Raw genomic sequence first — 17,850 nt, forward strand, 5'->3', positions numbered from 1 at the left:
GTCTTTTATACCACAAGATTTTATTGAAAAATGATGGGAACTGATATCCAGATTTTCAATTTTATCCAGTGACAGGATCATGTCGGATTTATCAAAATAAATTCCTTGAAAAAAAGATTTTATGAAATGAAAAAGGAAAATCTGGAGACAAAATTCTGGTCAATACAATATTTGCATGAATGAAAATAACACTGTTTATAAAAATATGGAAAAAACCTGAAAATCATTGAAAAATTTCATATATCCCCCCGGTAGAAAATGGCTTCTTCAGGGTCATAAAACCAGGGGAAATAAAATTTTTGTATTTTAAAAACAATTAAGCAAGGGAACGGCCACTTACGTGAATCCTGATGGAAATGGTAAATATACGGGTAAATTCATTCGTTGGTTTTCCTTAACAATTTAATGGAAATTAAATAAATGCGGCAACCAGCGAACAAACGGCCCTGTTCCCCAAATGTGCAGTAAACTGCAGAATGAGAGGATTGGTTTCTGAATAAAATTTATTTTTGGTGATAGCGAAAGGGCTAACAGTGTGATATAAATTCAAATCAGTCATTGTAGATTTCGTTCAAAACTTGGTCTGTGATGATTAGGTTGGGTAAGATGTTGTCGCATCTTATTCAACCGCATCAAGGCGTTATTCGCCGGATGCTCCTGTTACCATACGTGTAAAATTCCCTTTTGCAAATAATTTTTTAAACGAATTAAAATTTGTCCCGTTCACTTTATTGCGGATAAAAAGATTATTCGTGTTGGAATAGATTCTATATCTGAAATTCGAATTAATGAATTATTTCAAATATATATTAAAATCTGTTTAATTATTGTCCATTCAGTTTAATGGCGCAAATGTTATTTCTCCTAACAAAAATTTGATAATTTCGTGATTTGATCGTTTCATGTAGTTAATATATTGTTAAAGATCGTTATATTTATGGAGTATTTTATGATGAATAAATGGGTGGATTACGTAATTACCGAAGTAAGATACAATAATGAACGTTCACATATCGTTGCATTCAAGTGCTGGCGACATATCGGAGCCGAACTGATTGGCCCGGATATACGGTCAAGGGCTGATATCATTAATGCCATTGACAATGAGAACCTGGTTTTTATCACCGAATACAAAGGTGAGGATGGGAAATGGGAAAAGGGCGGTGATGTCGGTATTGTAACGGTTGGAAATGAAAAATTTCTGCGAACCGATGCCAATCCGGAAACCCGTGACAATCTGGGAAATTTGCCCGAATTGTAATGTTCACGTAAATATGTCCAATACATCCAGTTTATCCATTTATCGGTTATTTTCATTTAAGCAAATTTTATTAATTTTACCTAGTTATAATGTTAAACAGTTGTGATTAGATCGTTGCGGTGAAATAATGTATTATTTAATATCATTAATTTAAGGAGTATTTATCATGAGTAAATGCACAAACTAAATTTTTACAGCATTAAGTTACAATATTGATCATTCTCATATTGTCAAATTACAAATCTGGGAATGTGATAAAAACTTTGTAACTAAAAGATAATTTAGGTAATTTACCTGAATTTTGATTTGATTTTAATGTAATTGTAATTTATTACTTTAATTTCTTAGGTTATTTAACGTTAATTTTATATTTATAGATTCAATATTATCATTGATACAAGGGATTTGTACCTAGCATTAATGGAAATATTTTTATCAATAAATTTCAGGCTGGATGATTTTGCTTATTAGGTATTCTTGAATCAGATTCTGGAATATCGAGTGAAAAAATCATTCAGTTTTTTTATCCTTTTTGCACGGTCTGGTTTTCGCAAACCGTTATTCTTTTGCCCCCTTTAATATTGTAATCCCATCCGGCCAATTTAAATAACTAATATGAATATTTGGGAAAAAGGTTTGTTTTGATCTTTTGATATAGATGGATTAAAATTGATTTTTTCATTTTGAAATTTTATTACTATTGTGAGGGAAGAAATGACTGATAAGCAAAAGGATGATTCCTTGGACATGAAGATTGTCCAACGGGTCGCTAAATTATCTGCACTTGCCGTCAAGGAAAAAGAACTGGCAACCTATGCCCGGGATTTGGGGGGTATAATACACTGGGTTGAGCAGTTGAACGAGCTGGATGTTTCTGCGGTTGAACCAATGGTTGGGGCAGAAAATGCACAATTGAGAATGCGTGATGATGAGGTTACCGATGGCAATTGCCGTGAGGCTGTTTTATCCAATGCTCCAGAACGTATCGCCGATTTTTATGCTGTTCCGAAAGTGGTTGAATAATGCTGACAGAAATGACGATTACAGACGCGGTCGAGGGCCTGCGTCAAAAGAAATTCAGCGCGGAGGAATTGACACGGGATCATCTGAAGGCGGTTGGTCAGTTAAACAGCCGGATCAATGCCTATATCACGGTAACGGAAGAGGTCGCCCTTGGTCAGGCCAGGGCGGCAGATGAAAAACTGGCTTCGGGGGATGCGCCGGTACTGACCGGTATTCCTTTGGCGATCAAGGATCTTTTTTGTACAAGGGACATTCCAACAACCGCCGCCAGCCGTATCTTGGAAAATTTTGTTCCACCCTATGAAAGTACGGTGACCTCGAATTTATTGAGGAATGGAGCCGTTTTTTTGGGCAAGACCAATCTTGATGAATTCGCGATGGGATCCGGCAACCTGAATTCGGCATTCGGTGCCGTTGAAAATCCATGGAAACGCAAAAATGATGATGCGTTTCTGGTTCCCGGCGGCTCTTCTGGTGGTTCCGCGGCTGCCGTGGCGGCGCGGATGGCTCTGGGGGCAACTGGAACGGATACGGGTGGCTCCATTCGTCAGCCGGCAGCATATTGCGGTATCACCGGAATCAAGCCAACCTATGGACGGTGCAGTCGTTGGGGCATTATTGCCTTTGCCAGCTCGCTTGATCAGGCTGGGCCCATGGCAAAAACTGTTGAGGATTGTGCAATCTTGTTGCAATCAATGGCCGGTTTTGATCCAAAAGACAGCACAAGCGTGGACAGGGCGGTTCCGGATTATCGTGCGGCCTGTAACCGTACATTGAAGGGGTTGCGTGTGGGTATTCCAGAAGAATATCGCGCTCCTGGCATGTCATCTGAAATAGAGGCAATCTGGCAGCAGGGAATTGACTGGTTGAAAGAGGCCGGTTGCGAGATCGTGGATGTTTCCTTGCCTCATACTAAATACGGATTGGCCACCTATTATATCATTGCCCCTGCTGAAGCCTCATCCAATCTGGCCCGTTATGACGGGGTGCGATATGGTCGTCGTGTCAGTGGAAAAAGTCTTGAGGAACTCTATGCGAATACACGCGGAGAGGGTTTTGGTACAGAGGTGAAACGCCGTATTTTGATGGGTACTTATGTGTTGTCGACCGGTTATTACGATGCCTATTATCTCCGGGCGCAGAAGGTTCGCAAACTTATCTATCAGGATTTCATGAATGTCTATGAAAAGGTGGATGTTCTCTTGACACCAACGGCACCATCAGCCGCTTTTGCCAAAGGTGAACATCAGGATGATCCCGTACAAATGTATCTGAATGATATTTTCACCGTTCCCGCCAGTATGGCCGGAGTGCCTGGTCTGGCCTTGCCGGCCGGGTTAAATGACCAGGGTCTTCCCCTGGGTTTGCAGTTGCTGGGTCGTCCATTTGATGAGGAGACCCTGATTGCTGTTGGGTCAGCAATGGAAAAAGCTGCCAATTTCACATATAAACCCGCCATTCGTTCTGGAGTTTCCCTATGAGTTATGTGATTGAAGGGTCAACAGGATCCTGGGAAGTTGTTATTGGTCTTGAAGTCCATGCCCAGGTTATCAGTAAGGCCAAATTGTTTTCAGGTGCCTCCACGCATTTTGGTGGTGAACCCAATACGCAGGTCAGTCTTGTTGATGCCGCTTTTCCCGGTATGTTGCCCGTCATCAATCGTGAATGTGTTGATCAGGCCATTCGTACAGGATTTGGGTTAAATGCCCAGATTAATCTGGTAAGCCGTTTTGACCGCAAGAATTATTTTTATGCCGATTTGCCACAGGGATACCAGATTTCTCAATTTACGCATCCTATTGTTGGCAAGGGTGAAATCGAGATTGAACTGGATGACGGTACGGTCAAGAAGATTGGTATTACCCGTTTGCATCTTGAACAGGATGCGGGAAAATCCATTCATGACCTTGCCCCAAAAGAGACCTGTATTGATTTAAATCGTTCTGGTGTGGCTTTGATGGAGATTGTCAGTGAGCCGGATATGCGCTCACCGGAAGAGGCAGGTGCCTACTTACGCAAAATCCGTGCGATTGTGCGCTATTTGGGTACTTGTGATGGAAATATGGAGGAGGGATCAATGCGTGCGGATGTGAATGTGTCTGTCCGTAAGCCCGGTGAGGAATATCGTACGCGTTGCGAATTGAAAAATATCAACTCCATTCGGTATGTCATGCAGGCAATTGAAATTGAAGCCAAAAGACATGTGGAAATTTATGAAAATGGGGGAGAGGTGGATCAGGAAACCCGTTTATTCGATGTTGCCAGGGGGGAAACCCGTACGATGCGCAGCAAGGAAGACGCCCATGATTACCGTTATTTCCCAGATCCGGACTTGCTGCCTCTGGTCGTTGAGCAATCTCATGTTGACCATCTCAAGGCAACCCTGACTGAATTGCCGGATGCAAAACGAGACCGTTTCCAGAATGAGTATGGATTGCTCCGTTATGATGCCAATGTTCTGGTAGCTGAAAAAGACATTGCCGATTTTTTTGAAATTGTTGCAAAGGGTCGGGATGGGCGTTTGGCCGCTAATTGGGTCACAGGCGAACTGTTTGCCGTATTGAATAAAAAGGGGCTGTCAATCCATGAAAGTCCTGTAAAGGCTGAGGTAATTGGTGCTTTGTTGGACTTGATCGCTGATAAAACCATCAATGTTAAGATTGCCAAGGAGGTTTTTGAGGATATGGTTGAAACAGGTGATATGCCTGCGGATATCGTGGAACGCAAAGGTTTGAGACAGGTAACGGATACTACGGCAATTGACAAAGTGATTGCGGATATCCTGTCAGCCAATGCAGATAAGGTTGAACAATATAAATCAGGTAAAGACAAGCTTTTTGGTTTCTTTGTCGGACAGGTTATGAAGGAAATGAAGGGTAAAGCCAATCCCGCAATAGTCAATGAGCTTTTAAAAAAGCATTTATCTTGATAAAAATTAAAAAAGGAAATTGACAGTCCTCGAATAAATGATTAGAAACGGTAAAAGCAAACGTCGTGTTATAGGTAGGCTCTTCTTGCGGAGGGGTGGCCGAGTGGCTGAAGGCGACGGTTTGCTAAACCGTTGTACGGTGTAAGCCGTACCGTGGGTTCGAATCCCATCCCCTCCGCCAGTCAACAAAACATTATCCCACATTATAAAACATTTGAATGCATTTAATATTGGGGTATATCGATGTTAACGGATAAAGCCATAAAACAGGAAATATGTATCTTTATTAAAAAATATTGATAAAGACGTAAATCTAGAAAATTTGTCAGAATTATTTGGTGTTTCTAAAAATGCGATGTATTTTCGTATGAAAGATTTGGGCTTTGTCTGATAGTACAGAGTCAAAATATTATAATCGTGAACTAAGACGGCTTTCGAATATTGATAGCAATAAAGAAAATGATAATATCAGTAAGGAATATAAATGTAGGAAATATATTCAAGAATTACAAGTTGAACTTAATTCTAAACAGAAATATTATGAAGAACAATTTTAACAATTGATAAACAAAAATAAGATTTGGGGATTGAGTCCAAGGGAAGAAAAGATTTCTATAAGTTACGTAAAAATTGGCCCAAAACGATTATTACATGGATACCAATCCTTATAGGATTCAATATAGTATTAACATGTTTTATTGGTGGCATTTTTTTGATTTTGAAAAATATTAATGGTTTATAGTTTTAGTTACTGTAGAAACGTTTTTGAAGATAGTTGGATTGGGATATGTAGCGATTCATTTTTTTCAAAATAGGATAATTTTATTAAGTAAAGACCAGAGTTGGTGATACATAATGATCACATTTATTTATATTCAAAATTAATATTAAGATTTTCCATCGTCATATATTAATTAATTTATCCATTTTATATTTATAAAATTCAATAAAATAAGAATATGTCTAAATTTATGGGGACATAAGGTGCGTTAGGCTCTTTCTTCGGCCCTCCGCAACAGGAGTCATTCGCAAGCTCGATATATCTCTAGCTATTAGATTTAATTTTGTTATATATTTTTCTAAAAGTTAAACCTAACCCAATATAAAACCTATATTAGAGAATTTATCGAATTTTACTTCCTTACAATGGAATTTGTTTTTGAATCGTATCTATATTGATGAATCGTGGAATTGGATAATAATTTAATAGCTTGCTCAATAATATCTAAAGAAAGCACAAACCATTCTTTTGGTTTTATTATTTTTCCAAAACGATCTTTAATATCTATTTCTAATTGGGCATGCCCAAAAAAACGATGTAATAAATTTTCAAATGAAGCTAAATTAATATTTTTAACTTTATACTTATGCACAAGTTGTACGGGTGCCAATAGATATGTAGCCTCATATTGTGCGTTCTGGATACGTTGCTGCACGTCATTTGACGTTGTATATCCAATTTTAAATAATCCACCGTCTAACTCTTGAATGATTTCATTTTTAGAAAGGCTTTTTAAAATATAAATATATCCAGAAATTTCTTTTTCAGGAATGGTTATTATATGGTTTGAGCTAAAGATTTCTGTTTCAGGTTTGGAAATACGTCTTCCTTGTGGATCTTTATACAATTCAGTAGCCAAAGAGCGTAATAAATTTTCACCTTCCATACCATTACTAAAAATCAATCTTAAACGTGCGTTTTTTCGTCCATTTCTGATTTGACGCTCTGTTACTTCTGCAACTAAAACCATAATTCCGTTTAAGATAAAGAAATCACCAGTATCAATTTCTTGCTCTCTACGAAAACGTATACTGACTCTTTTTCCACTCACGAGATCATTAACACAAGAATCAAATAAGGGTTTAAATTGATTAAAATCATGGCATTTAATGCGCTTTGAAACGCGATCTGTCTTGGAGATAAGTCGTTTAGGTGTTTTTGTAGAATAGAAAATATCTGTTGCAGATGAGGTATCTGTTGATAACAAAGCATGTTCTTTATTAAAAATATCATCCAAAGAATTTGGAATATCTTCTATTTCTTTTTCCTCTTGATAGTTCAGTAGAAAATGCCGATCCTGTGTCTTTAAGATACGAGCATATTGATTATTTTTATGATATTGTTCCAATCGTGCAGCCAGTTTACGTTCATTTAAACTTAATCGATGCCCATCATTCACATCACCTGGTGCATAACCATTAGCATCAATAAAAAGATTAATCTCTTCAAAATCATGCAAGATTTTATCATCTTCACTTGGACGTTGATTTCTTTTTTTCTGATTGGTTAATCCCATTGCTTGCATGCGGGTGAAAATTTCATCGAGGGTTGCTTTAGTCATTATATGATACTTAATTTTCTGGAGTAATAGAACGTTTACGTTGTGCTTCTTTTAACCAAGCCAAAGCTTCAGCCAAGCGTCGTTCGATTGGATTATTACTATTGATATTCGGCTCTTTTTGATGCTCGTTATAAAATATTTCAATTTTTGGCCATAATGCAATTGCCTCGCCTTCGGTCATGCTTATTTTGGAAGATATAATATAAGTATGCAGTGCGTTCAATGTTTTTGCATCCAGGGTTTTTGATAAAATTTCATAAGCACGCTGAAAAGGATTAATCGTTTCAATGAGATCAATATCCAGCTCTGAAACATGAATTAACTTGTTGGCCATGCGAATGAACTGATCTCTTTTAACCATTGCCTGAGGGTATTTTTGTCTAAGTTCCTGCTCCTCCTCTGGAGATAATTCGGGTTCCATTTCTACAGAAGGAGAACTTATCACCATTTTTGTGGCCAGGCGTTGGCTGATTGCTTCTACTTCTTTCTCATTACAGTTAGGGTATTTTTCTCTGATAATTCCAGGTAAAACGGTTTGCATTAAAATTTCTGGGGGATATTCTTTGATATTCATTCCAGCTTTTAAAACAATGCTATCTTGTAAAGTAATGGCGACTAAATCATTCAAATCATTTTCGCAAATTTCTTCGGCACGTACAGAAGGATAAGGGGCAAGTCCCTTGATAGATAAAATAGACCCTCCATCTAGGCTATTTTGGATAAACCCTTCGATTGTGTCGCTGTCTGTACGGTTTTTAAAACTATAGGAAGGAGCCAGAACTTGTTCCATTAATAATGAACAGGCAATGGCTTTAAGGAAATTATTGACGGATTCCTGCACACGATCATCCTCGGCATCAGGTTGAGCGATAAGGTTGGTAAATTGCGCATGGTTTTTACCAGGGGCATCACGGGTTGCCCGTCCAATAATCTGGATAATTTCAGTAAGAGATCCACGATAACCCACCGTCAAGGCATGTTCGCACCATATCCAGTCAAATCCTTCTTTGGCCATAGCCATGGCAATGATGATATCAACGTCATCTCGTCCATCGACATTACGCAAAGAGGCAATAACCTTTTCACGTTTATTGGGATCATCATCAACCAAATCAGCAACCTTGAGTGTTCTTCCATCGGCGGCAGTAATCCGGTAAAACCCTGTTGCCTCATCAACCCCTTGATATTCACCAATAATATCGCAAATTCTATCAACCTCTTCATATTTGTTTTCAGTTGCTTCGGCTGAATTGGTATGCGGAATATGGATAATGGTTTTCAGGTTCAGATTTAAAACCTCACCAATGGCATCCAGATATCGTCCCCGATAAAAATGATATCCCATACCCAACGTTTTTAAATAATGATAGCCATTGAGCTGCTCGTAATAGGTGTATGTCACACGGGTAAAACGTTCTTCGTCCTCTGGGGACAGGATGGATTCCGTATCTCCACGAAAATAAGAGCCTGTCATGGCAATAATATGGGCCTTATCGCGTTCAATCAGTTGATGCACGACATCGCCAAGGCGGCTTTCCTGTTTCGAGGAAACATGGTGGAATTCATCAATGGCAATGAGACAGTCATCAAACCCCTCCACCCCAATTTCATTATAAGCATATCTTAACGTAGCATGGGTGCATAACAGGATTTGATCATCGGATGCCAGGAAATGTTGTAAAGCCTTGGTTTTGGCATTGTTACTGGAAATATCGGTTAAATCCCATTGAGGATTTAACACCCAATCAGCAAAAAAACCATTGGTTTTTAAATCAGTAGAGGCAAAAGATTTGCCAATAGATCGTTCAGGAACGGCGATAATGACTTTCTCCAATCCCTGGTGATGGAGTTTATCCAAACCCAAAAACATCAAAGCACGTGATTTTCCTGATGCGGGTGGAGATTTGATCAGCAAATATTGAGCATGACGCGCGGCATAGGCACGCTTTTGCATTTCCCGCATACCCATAGCGTCCAGTTTCTGGCTGCTTCCGGTTTGATGATAAGCAATCGTGGTAAAATCAACCATTTTTTATCCCTTTTTGTTCTTTTGTGATGCTCTGGTAGAAGTTTTTTTTGCCGCTTTCTTTTTGATATCTGCTTTTAACAGACGTTCATACTGTTTGAATAAAAAGGTCAAGCGTTCTGTATCATCAAGAAAAACTTTGCCATTATAGAAGGTTTCCAGGAGTTCATCACATTGTTGATGGGCTTGCAAAAGATTGGCAGGCATGGTTTGGGGATTATAGAGGGTGGCAATGGTCTTGCCTGGATGTTCCTCTCTGGCAGCCAGAATATTCCCTGCACATTCAGCCAATTGCTCTTCCTGATCAGACGTTAAGGGAAGAAATGGGAAGGTGTTATAGACAATGGTGTTGGAGTAACTGTAACTCATACCTAATCTTCCTCCAATATTGGCTAACCATACTGCATGTAGACGAGAAGATAAAATGGCAAATAAATAATCAGGTGGATCAAAAATAATAAAATTACGATCACTAATAATAACATCAGCAGGCATAAATCCGATGGATAAATAGCGGCGTTGCTCCGAAGAAACGCGAGGGATTAAAAATGCATGACTTTGAACAGTCTGTTCATTAATAAATTCAAAACGATGTGGTATTCTGGCAAGTTCGTGAGTTGCTTGTTTAGGACTGGCTAGACGGGATTGTTTAACTTTTTCAAATCGTTCCATAATTGGAGAAATAGATTGTGCCAAAGGTAAATCCTGATCATGAATCCACAAGCAAAAACGTTCTTCCCCACGAATAAATTCCTGTGATCCATAAATACGTTTGACCAAAGGTGCAGTCTGAGGATATTGAGTTAATAACTCCTTTTTTTCTTGTGTGGATAACATTAAATGCCCGCCGTCAGTGGGCTTATTACCAAAAATCATAATAGGCACTTTTCCCAAAGGTTTACTGCGTTTTTGTACAATAATATCATTATTGACAGGCAATAAATAAGGGGAAATATGAGGGATATCATTACTATGATTCTCGAAATATAATGTCTTTATAGTTGATGATGCACGGCGTAATCCCACAATAATACAAGTCACCCCCGCATTATGGGTGGCATTATTTTTCCATTTAAAGGATGGCCAGGCAAAGCCAATTTCAATATTAAGGCCTAAAATTAACGGCCAAAGAAGCTCCACTTGGGTTCCTTGGCAAATCGAATTGGTACTGACCAATGCCCCTCCACATATCGTGGTATTTTCGTCAAGTAATTGTGCTGTTTTGAAAAACCATCCAGCACTATAGTCCAGTGTTTTATATTTTTTAGTATGTGGAGAGAAAAGTTGGGCAATATCTTCCTTTTGTTCTTTACTTTGCCAGGTGCTGCCATGAAATGGCGGATTGCCCGCTATATAAATTTCTGTTTTCGGATCAATATCTTTTACAGGACAGATCTTTGTCCAATCCAATTGTAACGCATTCCCACAAATGATATGACCATTTTCTGTTAAGGGCAAGGTTGCTGGGGAATCCCCGAATATTTCTTTCATCTTGGCATTCATCTGATATTGTGCAATCCATAACGATAATCGTGCTGTTTGTGTCGCAAAATCATCCAGCTCTATTCCATAAAAATGATCCAGTTGAATAGATGTAAACCCCAAAGGTGCCGCGATTTGTTGTTTTAACCGCTTTAATACCTCGAATTCCAGTTCTCTTAACCGACGATAGGCAATAATTAAAAAGTTACCTGATCCACAGGCTGGGTCAAAAATACGAATACGTGCCAAATGATCGTGAAATTTCTTTAATTTTGATAAATCATCACCAGCCTCGGTTAATTCTATGTTTAATTGATTAAATAATAACGGATTGAGTAACCTATTAATATTCGGAACCGAGGTATAATGCATCCCATTATCTTTGCGTAACTCTTTGTTCGCAATGGCTTGCATCATTGATCCAAAAATATCAGGATTAATTTCTTTCCAATCATAATTTCCGCAATCACTGAAAAAGCGTAATGCTTGATCTGAAAATCTGGGGATACGAATTTCATCGTTAAATAATCCCCCATTCACATAGGGAAAATCCAAAACCCATTTCGGAAAATTCTTCGTTTGTCTTTGGGTTGGGCTGGTCGCCATTCCCTCAAAAAGCTGGTGCAAAATATCTGCTGTGTTTAATCCATCTGATGATGAATAAGTCATTACTGTTTTAGTAAATTGATTTTTTGGAAAAATGCTAGTATCTTCGGCAAAAAAACAGAATAGCAACCGCATTATAAACAGATTTAATTCATGTTCTGCCCTGGGGTTGTTAATCCAGTCCATATTTTCATCCAGTAATGCTGTATAAAGTTTGTTAATCCGTCCGGTAGCCTTGATATCAGCAATATTTTCCTGCTCAATCTCGTATCGCTCTATCCCAGCCAAATATGCAAAAAAATCAAAATAATCATTTAGCTTTGCAAATGGAATGTCCAAATACTGATCCTGTTTGCTGTTCCATGCCCTGATCGTTTTTCCATTTGTCACCATGAATAAACGGGGTATGTTTTTGTGCTTGCTATATTTCTCTTTTAATTTATCTTCGACCAATAATAAATCATCATGATCAATGGCTATAAAGGCTAGTTTTTTAGGAATAAAAACCGGGGCGTTAAATTGATAGGATTTTTGAATTTCCGTAATGGTCTTTTGTGGAATGTTATAAATCTCTAGAAACTTGGTAATAAAAGCAGAGCCATCTTCAAAAGATTGCTCTGTCAATAATTTTAGCTCTGGTTCAAGTTCGTAAAGGTTTAACATTAATATCTTCCGTATGATAATTATGATTAGCTATATCATCAACAAATTATATTTAATTTTAATGATTATATCTAAATTTTTTATTGAATATTAATAATTTTAAAACGGGCGAGTGGGGAACGCGGGATTTGTATGGTAACATATTGATATATAGTGATATTTTGTTCTCTTGTTTTCTTTCGCTCGTTTTTTTTGTTCGGGATTAGTGGGGGTTGGTTTTCTGCCATTCTCCCGCTTTTCCCGTAAATTCCGCTGTATTTTGATGGTTTTATTTTTTATTCATAATTTAGGATATCACCATTGTTGATGTATCACCGAATATCTCCATTTAATGGAATTGTTACTTTTTTGCTTTATTTAATCAGGTCGGGAAAAATCAAGGAAGTGATGATCTCTTAATATTCTAGCCCTTTGTAATGGATCAAACCCTTTACAAACTTTTTTCCAGGCTTCAGATAAGATTAAATAATCGAACACGTCGTTGGTATTTTCTTTTTATATCCAACGCGGTAGGGAGTTTGGTCAGTGTCTGCAAAGATGATATTGATAAAGTGATTGGTTCCATATGTTTCAAGGTAATGTTCGATATGCAAGATCATGTGTATTTCTTCATGTTCTTGCATATTGGGATTATGAATGATCCAATCTTTGAAACATTGTTCTATACTCTGGGTAATGGTTCTAATCGTAACCCCTTTGCTCGTTATATTATGGTTTTATTATGAGCTCTTGCGTGCGTTGTTTTATAGTATCGGTTAATTCTCGTTTGAATTGTTCTTCATTATTTTGACGTGCTTTACATAGAGCATCAATAAAGAATAATTAAACTGTGTTATATATTCAGAGGATTGTGTTTGTAGGTAAGAAGCAAATAACCCAGCCTCTTTAAACGCGTGAACATTCTTAAATAATCCCATATTTGTTCCAGCGTCAGCAAGGATTTCTATAATTCTGACTTTTTGCCCTATTTTACTGGATCGTTGATCTTTTCCCATTTTTTGGTCAAGGATAATTTCTCCAGAGGTTAGGAATATTGACCATGTTTTCACAGAACATGTATTACCTAATTGATTGGTTCTGCCTTTATCAAGCCATTGGTCAACATATAAAAATATCCTCAATCTCTTTGGTTAAGGTCTTTTCAAATTTATCCAAGATCAAACAGAGATCAAAATTTTTATTGGCAATCCCTTTTAATCCATACCTGTATGTTGTCAGCTCCTGATTTGCCTATCTCTTGCACTTTTTCTCCAAATTGATGCTGCAACAAATAAAGTTGTGCTTTTACCTAATTGGCTTTTTACCAATCAGATGCCATCCATTCCCAGCGATATCGGTTAGTTCTAATAAACTCTCTGCCAGTGATGCACATGCAAAGAAGAGTAATCGAGAATTGCCAACTAAATATTGTCTGATCTGATCTTGCTAGTTTGATAAAGTGCCGTTTGGATAAAGATGCCCTTAATGAATATTCTATGTTTGTAGGGTTAAGCTATCGCCTGTCTGTGGTAATGAACCTATAACATTTTCATTAGACATCATAAACAAAGTTTGGTTGCTTAAATGGTGCCAATCTGTTAGTGGAATGATTTAGATAAGCCAGTAATGCAATTAAATTTTCACTATAATCAGAGGTTGCTAAATCTGACCAAATTCCAGAATGTATATTAACTCTAAACAATCCTAAATGCTGATCATGTATAGTAGAATTTAACACAATATATTTATACGCTTTTACAATTCCATTGGATATTATAGAGTTAAGAGAGAATGATTATTGATTCTTTTCTTTTTTTTGATTTCTTTATAATCAATCAAAGATTTATAAGGTGTAGTTCTAAAGTTATTAGTTTTTACATAAATGCTCATGAAGTTTAGGTAAGCTATGAATGTAAGCTTTAATAGACGCATAAGGGATGCGGGTATTGCGTCTTTTTCTGATGACTTCTAACTTTTCAGCTTGTAATAAGCGATACAGATTCGCCTGTGAAGTGCTTAAGTAAGCACATGTATCTTTGATGCTAAATGATAAAAAGTTTATATATTGCTATAATTAATTTACTCTTTTATTATTAACAGATCGTTATAAATACAAGAGGCATAAACATGCATTTTCTTCAAAAATCTGCAAAAAGAACAAAGAGAAAAATTAGTAAATATCCAAGTAACGCTAAATATAATTTCATAAAGGGCGTTTGGCAATATAATGATGGATGTTTGGTTATAGAAGGTAAAGATGGCCCATGCACCAAAAAAGAAGATATAGAAACGGGAGAAGATCAAAAAGGATTTTGATATCATGCGTAATGTAGATGTATTAATTTTATCTAGCTTACTTGATTTATCCACAGATAAAATTTGCAATCTTTTAAATAAAAAAAACATTTCTTTCCTAAGAATTAATAGAGATAATATAAAAGACAATATATTTAACCTTAGATCCTTTGACTTCATGTATGACATGTCAATATGATAATGAGACGTGGTATTCGAGGATGATTTAAGATCAGTATGGTGGAGAAATCCAACTTTTTTAAGAAATACATCCTTTATTAAAATCTGCAATAGGAGATAGTTATAATTTTACACAAACTCAAAACGCATTTGATCAGTGTGGTCATGGAACTGCTGTTGCAAGTGTTGCATTATATGGAGATCTAGAAGCATGTAATGAAAGTGGTTTATGGAGACCAGAATTATTTATTTTAAATGGTAAAATTCTTGATGACAATGGCGATTTTGATATTTCGTTAGCTGAAAATACTATTGATAAAGCAGTCCGATATTTTGTTGAGGAGTATGAATGTAAAATATTTAATTTTTCTGTTGGTAATGAAAATGCACCATATAGTGGTTCTCATATTCGTGGAATAGCATATATTCTAGATAAATTAGCCAGAGAATTAGATGTGCTTTTTGTAGTCTCTGTAGGTAATTTTAGTGATATTTTTTGTCACAATACAGTGCAAAATTTTTCGGATAGATATCCAGAATATTTACTCGAAAATGAAACGATTATTATTGATCCTGCTCCTGCGGCAAATGTGTTAACAATAGGAGCTATATCTAGGCATGAAGCAACAGACAATGCTCAAAAAAGGATTAATGATATATCAGGAATACCCATTGCAAAATCTGGGCAACCTTCTCCGTTTACTAGGCACGGTCCATCTAACCAGGGTATGATCAAACCTGATTTAATTGCCATAGGTGGAAATGTAGCTGTTAATCGTGGAAATCGGGCAACGGATAGACGATTAGGAGTATTGACTTGCAAATATAACTTTACAGAAAATACTATATTTAATGAAATGAGTGGAACTAGTTTTTCAGCGCCTTATATTGCTCATTTGGCAGGACGTTTATTAAATAATTATCCAAATGCGTCGGCTAATTTATTGAGAGCATTATTAGTTAATCATGCAAATGTGCCTCAGATAATTAAAGAAATTTTTAATAAGAATAATGTTGATAACAATAAAGATGATAAAAATAAACAATCAGAAGTTTCGTATTTAGATGTTGCAGGTTATGGTTTAATTGATGAAAGTGAATTATTTAAATCAACAGATAATGTTGTAGGATTATTGGCTGAAGAGCAGATTGAAAATGATAAAAGTCAATTTTATGAATTGCCTATCCCTGATGATTTTATAAAAGGTAAAAGAAGAATAAGAGAAATTCGAGTGACTTTGGCCTATTATTCGGAGGTCAGAACGACTAGAAAAAATTACATTGCTAGTCGAATTTCTTTTAGAGTGGTCACGGGTAATTCATTACAAGAAATTACAAATGCATTTAATAATGAAAATAAAAAGACGGTATCTTCTATAGAGGAGATAGATACAAAAAAAACAGTTCCTATCGGACGTAGAGGTAAAGGAACAGTTCAGTCTACTACTTTTAGTATGATCCAGAAGAATAAATATATTAATAAAAAGTATTTTTTTATTGTCGTAACAAGACAAGATTCAGATTGGGGAAAAAAAATTAGTAAAAAATATGAAAATTATGCTTTGGTTATAACCCTTGCAGATAGAGAAAATGAAAATGCACAATTATATACGCAGATAAAAGAACGTTTAGAACTTAAAAATCAAACAGTTATTAGAGTTTAATCATGTAAAAATAATTTAATTAATCATATTAATAATGTTTATAATACGTTGCTTTTTTTAATTTTAAATACAAATAAAGGGAATTAAACAAGACGACTTTATTTGTATTTAATCAGGTTTATTTATTTTTTTTGTTGATTTTGTCAACCAAAGGTTTATCAGGAATCAGCTTATCATTTTTATTATTATTGGGCATGTTGTCGGTTTTTTTTGAGGGGGCAATTTTATCTACTTTAGGTTTTTTATTTTTGGTCATGATTTGAACTTTCCCAACGAATGAATAGATCAAGAGTTTATTTCTGAACTAATGGATGTGTTTTAAAATCAATATCAAAGGACCAGCCATTCTCCTTTTGTGACAATGTAATTGTGGCTTTGCCCAGTCGGTAAACCAATAGAACAAATAAAGTAAATAAAATAAGTTTTTCCAGTTTTCTTAGCATAATTGAATTCCTTATATTATGATACAGTTACATTATAATGCTATTTCGTTAAATTAATAAGTGTTTTATCATTTATATTAAATGAATTACGGTTTTTATTGTGATCAATCAGATTTCTGGATTTATCAGTTTGTTGAATGAAAAATTAACATATAGCTCAAGAAAAACATAAGCAATGCAATAAATCCCTCAAGCAATTTCCAGGTCAGGGGATTTTGAAAAAAGGGTTGTAAAAACTTTGCGCCATATCCAAGCAATGTAAACCAGGTGACACTTGCCATACAGGCCCCCATGCCAAAGAACCATTTGCCAATACCTGCAAAACGTGTTGAAATGCTGCCGATCAGAATCATTGTATCTAAATAAACATGCGGATTTAAAAAGGTAAACGCCAAACAGGTCAATATTATTTTATTTCGGCTTGCCGTTTTTTCTTTTGTCGGATTTAGGGTTTCAACGGTTGACAGAGCTCTTTTGGCTGCCATTAAACCATAGGCAGCCAAAAACAATGCCCCTCCATAACGGAAGAATTGAAGCAGTTGAGGGCAGGTTTGAACAATCTTGCCAATTCCTGCAATGCCTGATGAAATCAGTAAAATATCGGACAGGGAACAGATAATGATGATTAAGCCAACAAAATTCTGTTGCAATCCCTGTCGCAGTATAAAGGCATTTTGCGCACCAATTGCCATAATCAGACTGGCGGTTGTAAGGAAACCAGATATGACAGCTGATAAATTCATGAACGGTCTCTTAAGGATAATAATCAATAGATATAATGATGTATAAAATGAGGTTGGATCTGGCCAGGATTATATATATCTGGAAAATTTTATCCATGTGTCTAGGTCAAATGAATGAATAAATTTTCAATATTTAGTCGCTCTGGCAGAGGTTTCAAATAGATCAGATGGATAGGATAAAATGAAATTCAACAGTCAAGTAAAAATAGATAAT

General features: G+C 36.4%; 16 protein-coding genes and 1 tRNA gene. 8 read left to right on the top strand and 9 right to left on the bottom strand.

Going from position 1 to position 17,850, the window contains the following annotated elements; all coding sequences use genetic code 11:
* The first annotated feature begins 949 nt into the window (after window positions 1–949).
* The 5 genes from H3R28_RS07710 to H3R28_RS07730 all read left to right on the top strand — a co-directional run bounded on the left by H3R28_RS07710 (window position 950) and on the right by H3R28_RS07730 (window position 5,394).
* Window positions 950–1,261 (top strand): DUF3892 domain-containing protein, encoded by a 312-nt coding sequence (locus tag H3R28_RS07710; protein WP_162988538.1) that lies wholly within the window; start codon window positions 950–952, stop codon window positions 1,259–1,261.
* Window positions 1,262–1,975: 714 nt separating this feature from the next.
* On the top strand, window positions 1,976–2,284 hold the full coding sequence (gene gatC / locus H3R28_RS07715; RefSeq protein ID WP_198210570.1) for an Asp-tRNA(Asn)/Glu-tRNA(Gln) amidotransferase subunit GatC: 309 nt from the start codon (window positions 1,976–1,978) through the stop codon (window positions 2,282–2,284).
* A complete protein-coding gene (gene gatA, locus H3R28_RS07720; protein ID WP_198210571.1) occupies window positions 2,284–3,765 on the top strand; it encodes an Asp-tRNA(Asn)/Glu-tRNA(Gln) amidotransferase subunit GatA in 1,482 nt (493 codons plus the stop codon). The genes gatC and gatA overlap by 1 nt, the downstream gene beginning before the upstream one ends.
* The gene (gene gatB / locus H3R28_RS07725) at window positions 3,762–5,213 is read left to right on the top strand and encodes an Asp-tRNA(Asn)/Glu-tRNA(Gln) amidotransferase subunit GatB (protein ID WP_198210572.1); all 1,452 of its coding nucleotides are present in this window, start codon (window positions 3,762–3,764) and stop codon (window positions 5,211–5,213) included. The genes gatA and gatB overlap by 4 nt, the downstream gene beginning before the upstream one ends.
* A gap of 89 nt (window positions 5,214–5,302) precedes the next feature.
* Window positions 5,303–5,394 (top strand) — tRNA-Ser (locus H3R28_RS07730).
* A 952-nt stretch (window positions 5,395–6,346) separates the two neighbouring features.
* Here H3R28_RS07730 and H3R28_RS07735 read toward each other — a convergent pair.
* The 4 genes from H3R28_RS07735 to H3R28_RS07750 all read right to left on the bottom strand — a co-directional run bounded on the left by H3R28_RS07735 (window position 6,347) and on the right by H3R28_RS07750 (window position 12,559).
* Entirely contained in the window at window positions 6,347–7,555 is a 1,209-nt protein-coding gene (locus H3R28_RS07735) for a GIY-YIG nuclease family protein (RefSeq protein ID WP_198210573.1), read from the bottom strand.
* Between the two features lie 10 nt (window positions 7,556–7,565).
* Complete coding sequence (locus H3R28_RS07740) at window positions 7,566–9,584, bottom strand: DEAD/DEAH box helicase (RefSeq protein ID WP_198210574.1); 2,019 nt, start codon at window positions 9,582–9,584, stop codon at window positions 7,566–7,568.
* A 3-nt stretch (window positions 9,585–9,587) separates the two neighbouring features.
* A complete protein-coding gene (locus H3R28_RS07745; RefSeq protein ID WP_198210575.1) occupies window positions 9,588–12,332 on the bottom strand; it encodes a DNA methyltransferase in 2,745 nt (914 codons plus the stop codon).
* A gap of 80 nt (window positions 12,333–12,412) precedes the next feature.
* Complete coding sequence (locus tag H3R28_RS07750) at window positions 12,413–12,559, bottom strand: hypothetical protein (protein ID WP_198210576.1); 147 nt, start codon at window positions 12,557–12,559, stop codon at window positions 12,413–12,415.
* A gap of 189 nt (window positions 12,560–12,748) precedes the next feature.
* Between H3R28_RS07750 and H3R28_RS07755 the strand changes: the two genes are divergently transcribed.
* Window positions 12,749–13,057, top strand: a complete 309-nt coding sequence (locus H3R28_RS07755) for a hypothetical protein (RefSeq protein WP_198210577.1) — start codon at window positions 12,749–12,751, stop codon at window positions 13,055–13,057.
* Between the two features lie 30 nt (window positions 13,058–13,087).
* Here the strand turns inward: H3R28_RS07755 and H3R28_RS07760 are convergent, their stop codons facing one another.
* Together H3R28_RS07760 and H3R28_RS09085 are read right to left on the bottom strand one after the other, a co-directional pair.
* Window positions 13,088–13,453: a hypothetical protein gene (locus tag H3R28_RS07760; RefSeq protein WP_198210578.1), complete on the bottom strand. Its 366-nt coding sequence runs from the start codon at window positions 13,451–13,453 to the stop codon at window positions 13,088–13,090.
* Between the two features lie 725 nt (window positions 13,454–14,178).
* Window positions 14,179–14,373, bottom strand: coding sequence for a helix-turn-helix domain-containing protein (locus H3R28_RS09085; RefSeq protein ID WP_198210611.1), 195 nt, complete (start codon window positions 14,371–14,373; stop codon window positions 14,179–14,181).
* 65 nt (window positions 14,374–14,438) lie between these two features.
* Between H3R28_RS09085 and H3R28_RS07770 the strand changes: the two genes are divergently transcribed.
* Window positions 14,439–14,627, top strand: a complete 189-nt coding sequence (locus H3R28_RS07770; protein WP_198210579.1) for a hypothetical protein — start codon at window positions 14,439–14,441, stop codon at window positions 14,625–14,627.
* Window positions 14,628–14,896: 269 nt separating this feature from the next.
* Complete coding sequence (locus H3R28_RS07775; RefSeq protein WP_408869246.1) at window positions 14,897–16,450, top strand: S8 family peptidase; 1,554 nt, start codon at window positions 14,897–14,899, stop codon at window positions 16,448–16,450.
* 118 nt (window positions 16,451–16,568) lie between these two features.
* Here the strand turns inward: H3R28_RS07775 and H3R28_RS07780 are convergent, their stop codons facing one another.
* The 3 genes from H3R28_RS07780 to H3R28_RS07790 form a co-directional block, all read right to left on the bottom strand.
* Complete coding sequence (locus tag H3R28_RS07780) at window positions 16,569–16,706, bottom strand: hypothetical protein (RefSeq protein WP_198210580.1); 138 nt, start codon at window positions 16,704–16,706, stop codon at window positions 16,569–16,571.
* Window positions 16,707–16,743: 37 nt separating this feature from the next.
* Window positions 16,744–16,893 (bottom strand): hypothetical protein, encoded by a 150-nt coding sequence (locus H3R28_RS07785; RefSeq protein ID WP_155566442.1) that lies wholly within the window; start codon window positions 16,891–16,893, stop codon window positions 16,744–16,746.
* A 125-nt stretch (window positions 16,894–17,018) separates the two neighbouring features.
* The gene (locus H3R28_RS07790; RefSeq protein ID WP_110439447.1) at window positions 17,019–17,636 is read right to left on the bottom strand and encodes a LysE/ArgO family amino acid transporter; all 618 of its coding nucleotides are present in this window, start codon (window positions 17,634–17,636) and stop codon (window positions 17,019–17,021) included.
* Window positions 17,637–17,850 lie beyond the last annotated feature (214 nt).

The sequence above is a fragment of the Commensalibacter sp. M0268 genome (assembly GCF_016101925.1).
In the GTDB taxonomy this organism is placed as follows: domain Bacteria; phylum Pseudomonadota; class Alphaproteobacteria; order Acetobacterales; family Acetobacteraceae; genus Commensalibacter; species Commensalibacter melissae.

Bases quoted from the DNA above. Each gene is read 5' to 3' on its own strand.
- H3R28_RS07710 (WP_162988538.1), top strand. From the start codon at position 950: ATGATGAATAAATGGGTGGATTACGTAATTACCGAAGTAAGATACAAT.
- gatC (WP_198210570.1), top strand. From the start codon at position 1,976: ATGACTGATAAGCAAAAGGATGATTCCTTGGACATGAAGATTGTCCAA.
- gatA (WP_198210571.1), top strand. From the start codon at position 2,284: ATGCTGACAGAAATGACGATTACAGACGCGGTCGAGGGCCTGCGTCAA.
- gatB (WP_198210572.1), top strand. From the start codon at position 3,762: ATGAGTTATGTGATTGAAGGGTCAACAGGATCCTGGGAAGTTGTTATT.
- H3R28_RS07735 (WP_198210573.1), bottom strand. From the start codon at position 7,555: ATGACTAAAGCAACCCTCGATGAAATTTTCACCCGCATGCAAGCAATG.
- H3R28_RS07740 (WP_198210574.1), bottom strand. From the start codon at position 9,584: ATGGTTGATTTTACCACGATTGCTTATCATCAAACCGGAAGCAGCCAG.
- H3R28_RS07745 (WP_198210575.1), bottom strand. From the start codon at position 12,332: ATGTTAAACCTTTACGAACTTGAACCAGAGCTAAAATTATTGACAGAG.
- H3R28_RS07750 (WP_198210576.1), bottom strand. From the start codon at position 12,559: ATGGCAGAAAACCAACCCCCACTAATCCCGAACAAAAAAAACGAGCGA.
- H3R28_RS07755 (WP_198210577.1), top strand. From the start codon at position 12,749: ATGGATCAAACCCTTTACAAACTTTTTTCCAGGCTTCAGATAAGATTA.
- H3R28_RS07770 (WP_198210579.1), top strand. From the start codon at position 14,439: ATGCATTTTCTTCAAAAATCTGCAAAAAGAACAAAGAGAAAAATTAGT.
- H3R28_RS07780 (WP_198210580.1), bottom strand. From the start codon at position 16,706: ATGACCAAAAATAAAAAACCTAAAGTAGATAAAATTGCCCCCTCAAAA.
- H3R28_RS07785 (WP_155566442.1), bottom strand. From the start codon at position 16,893: ATGCTAAGAAAACTGGAAAAACTTATTTTATTTACTTTATTTGTTCTA.
- H3R28_RS07790 (WP_110439447.1), bottom strand. From the start codon at position 17,636: ATGAATTTATCAGCTGTCATATCTGGTTTCCTTACAACCGCCAGTCTG.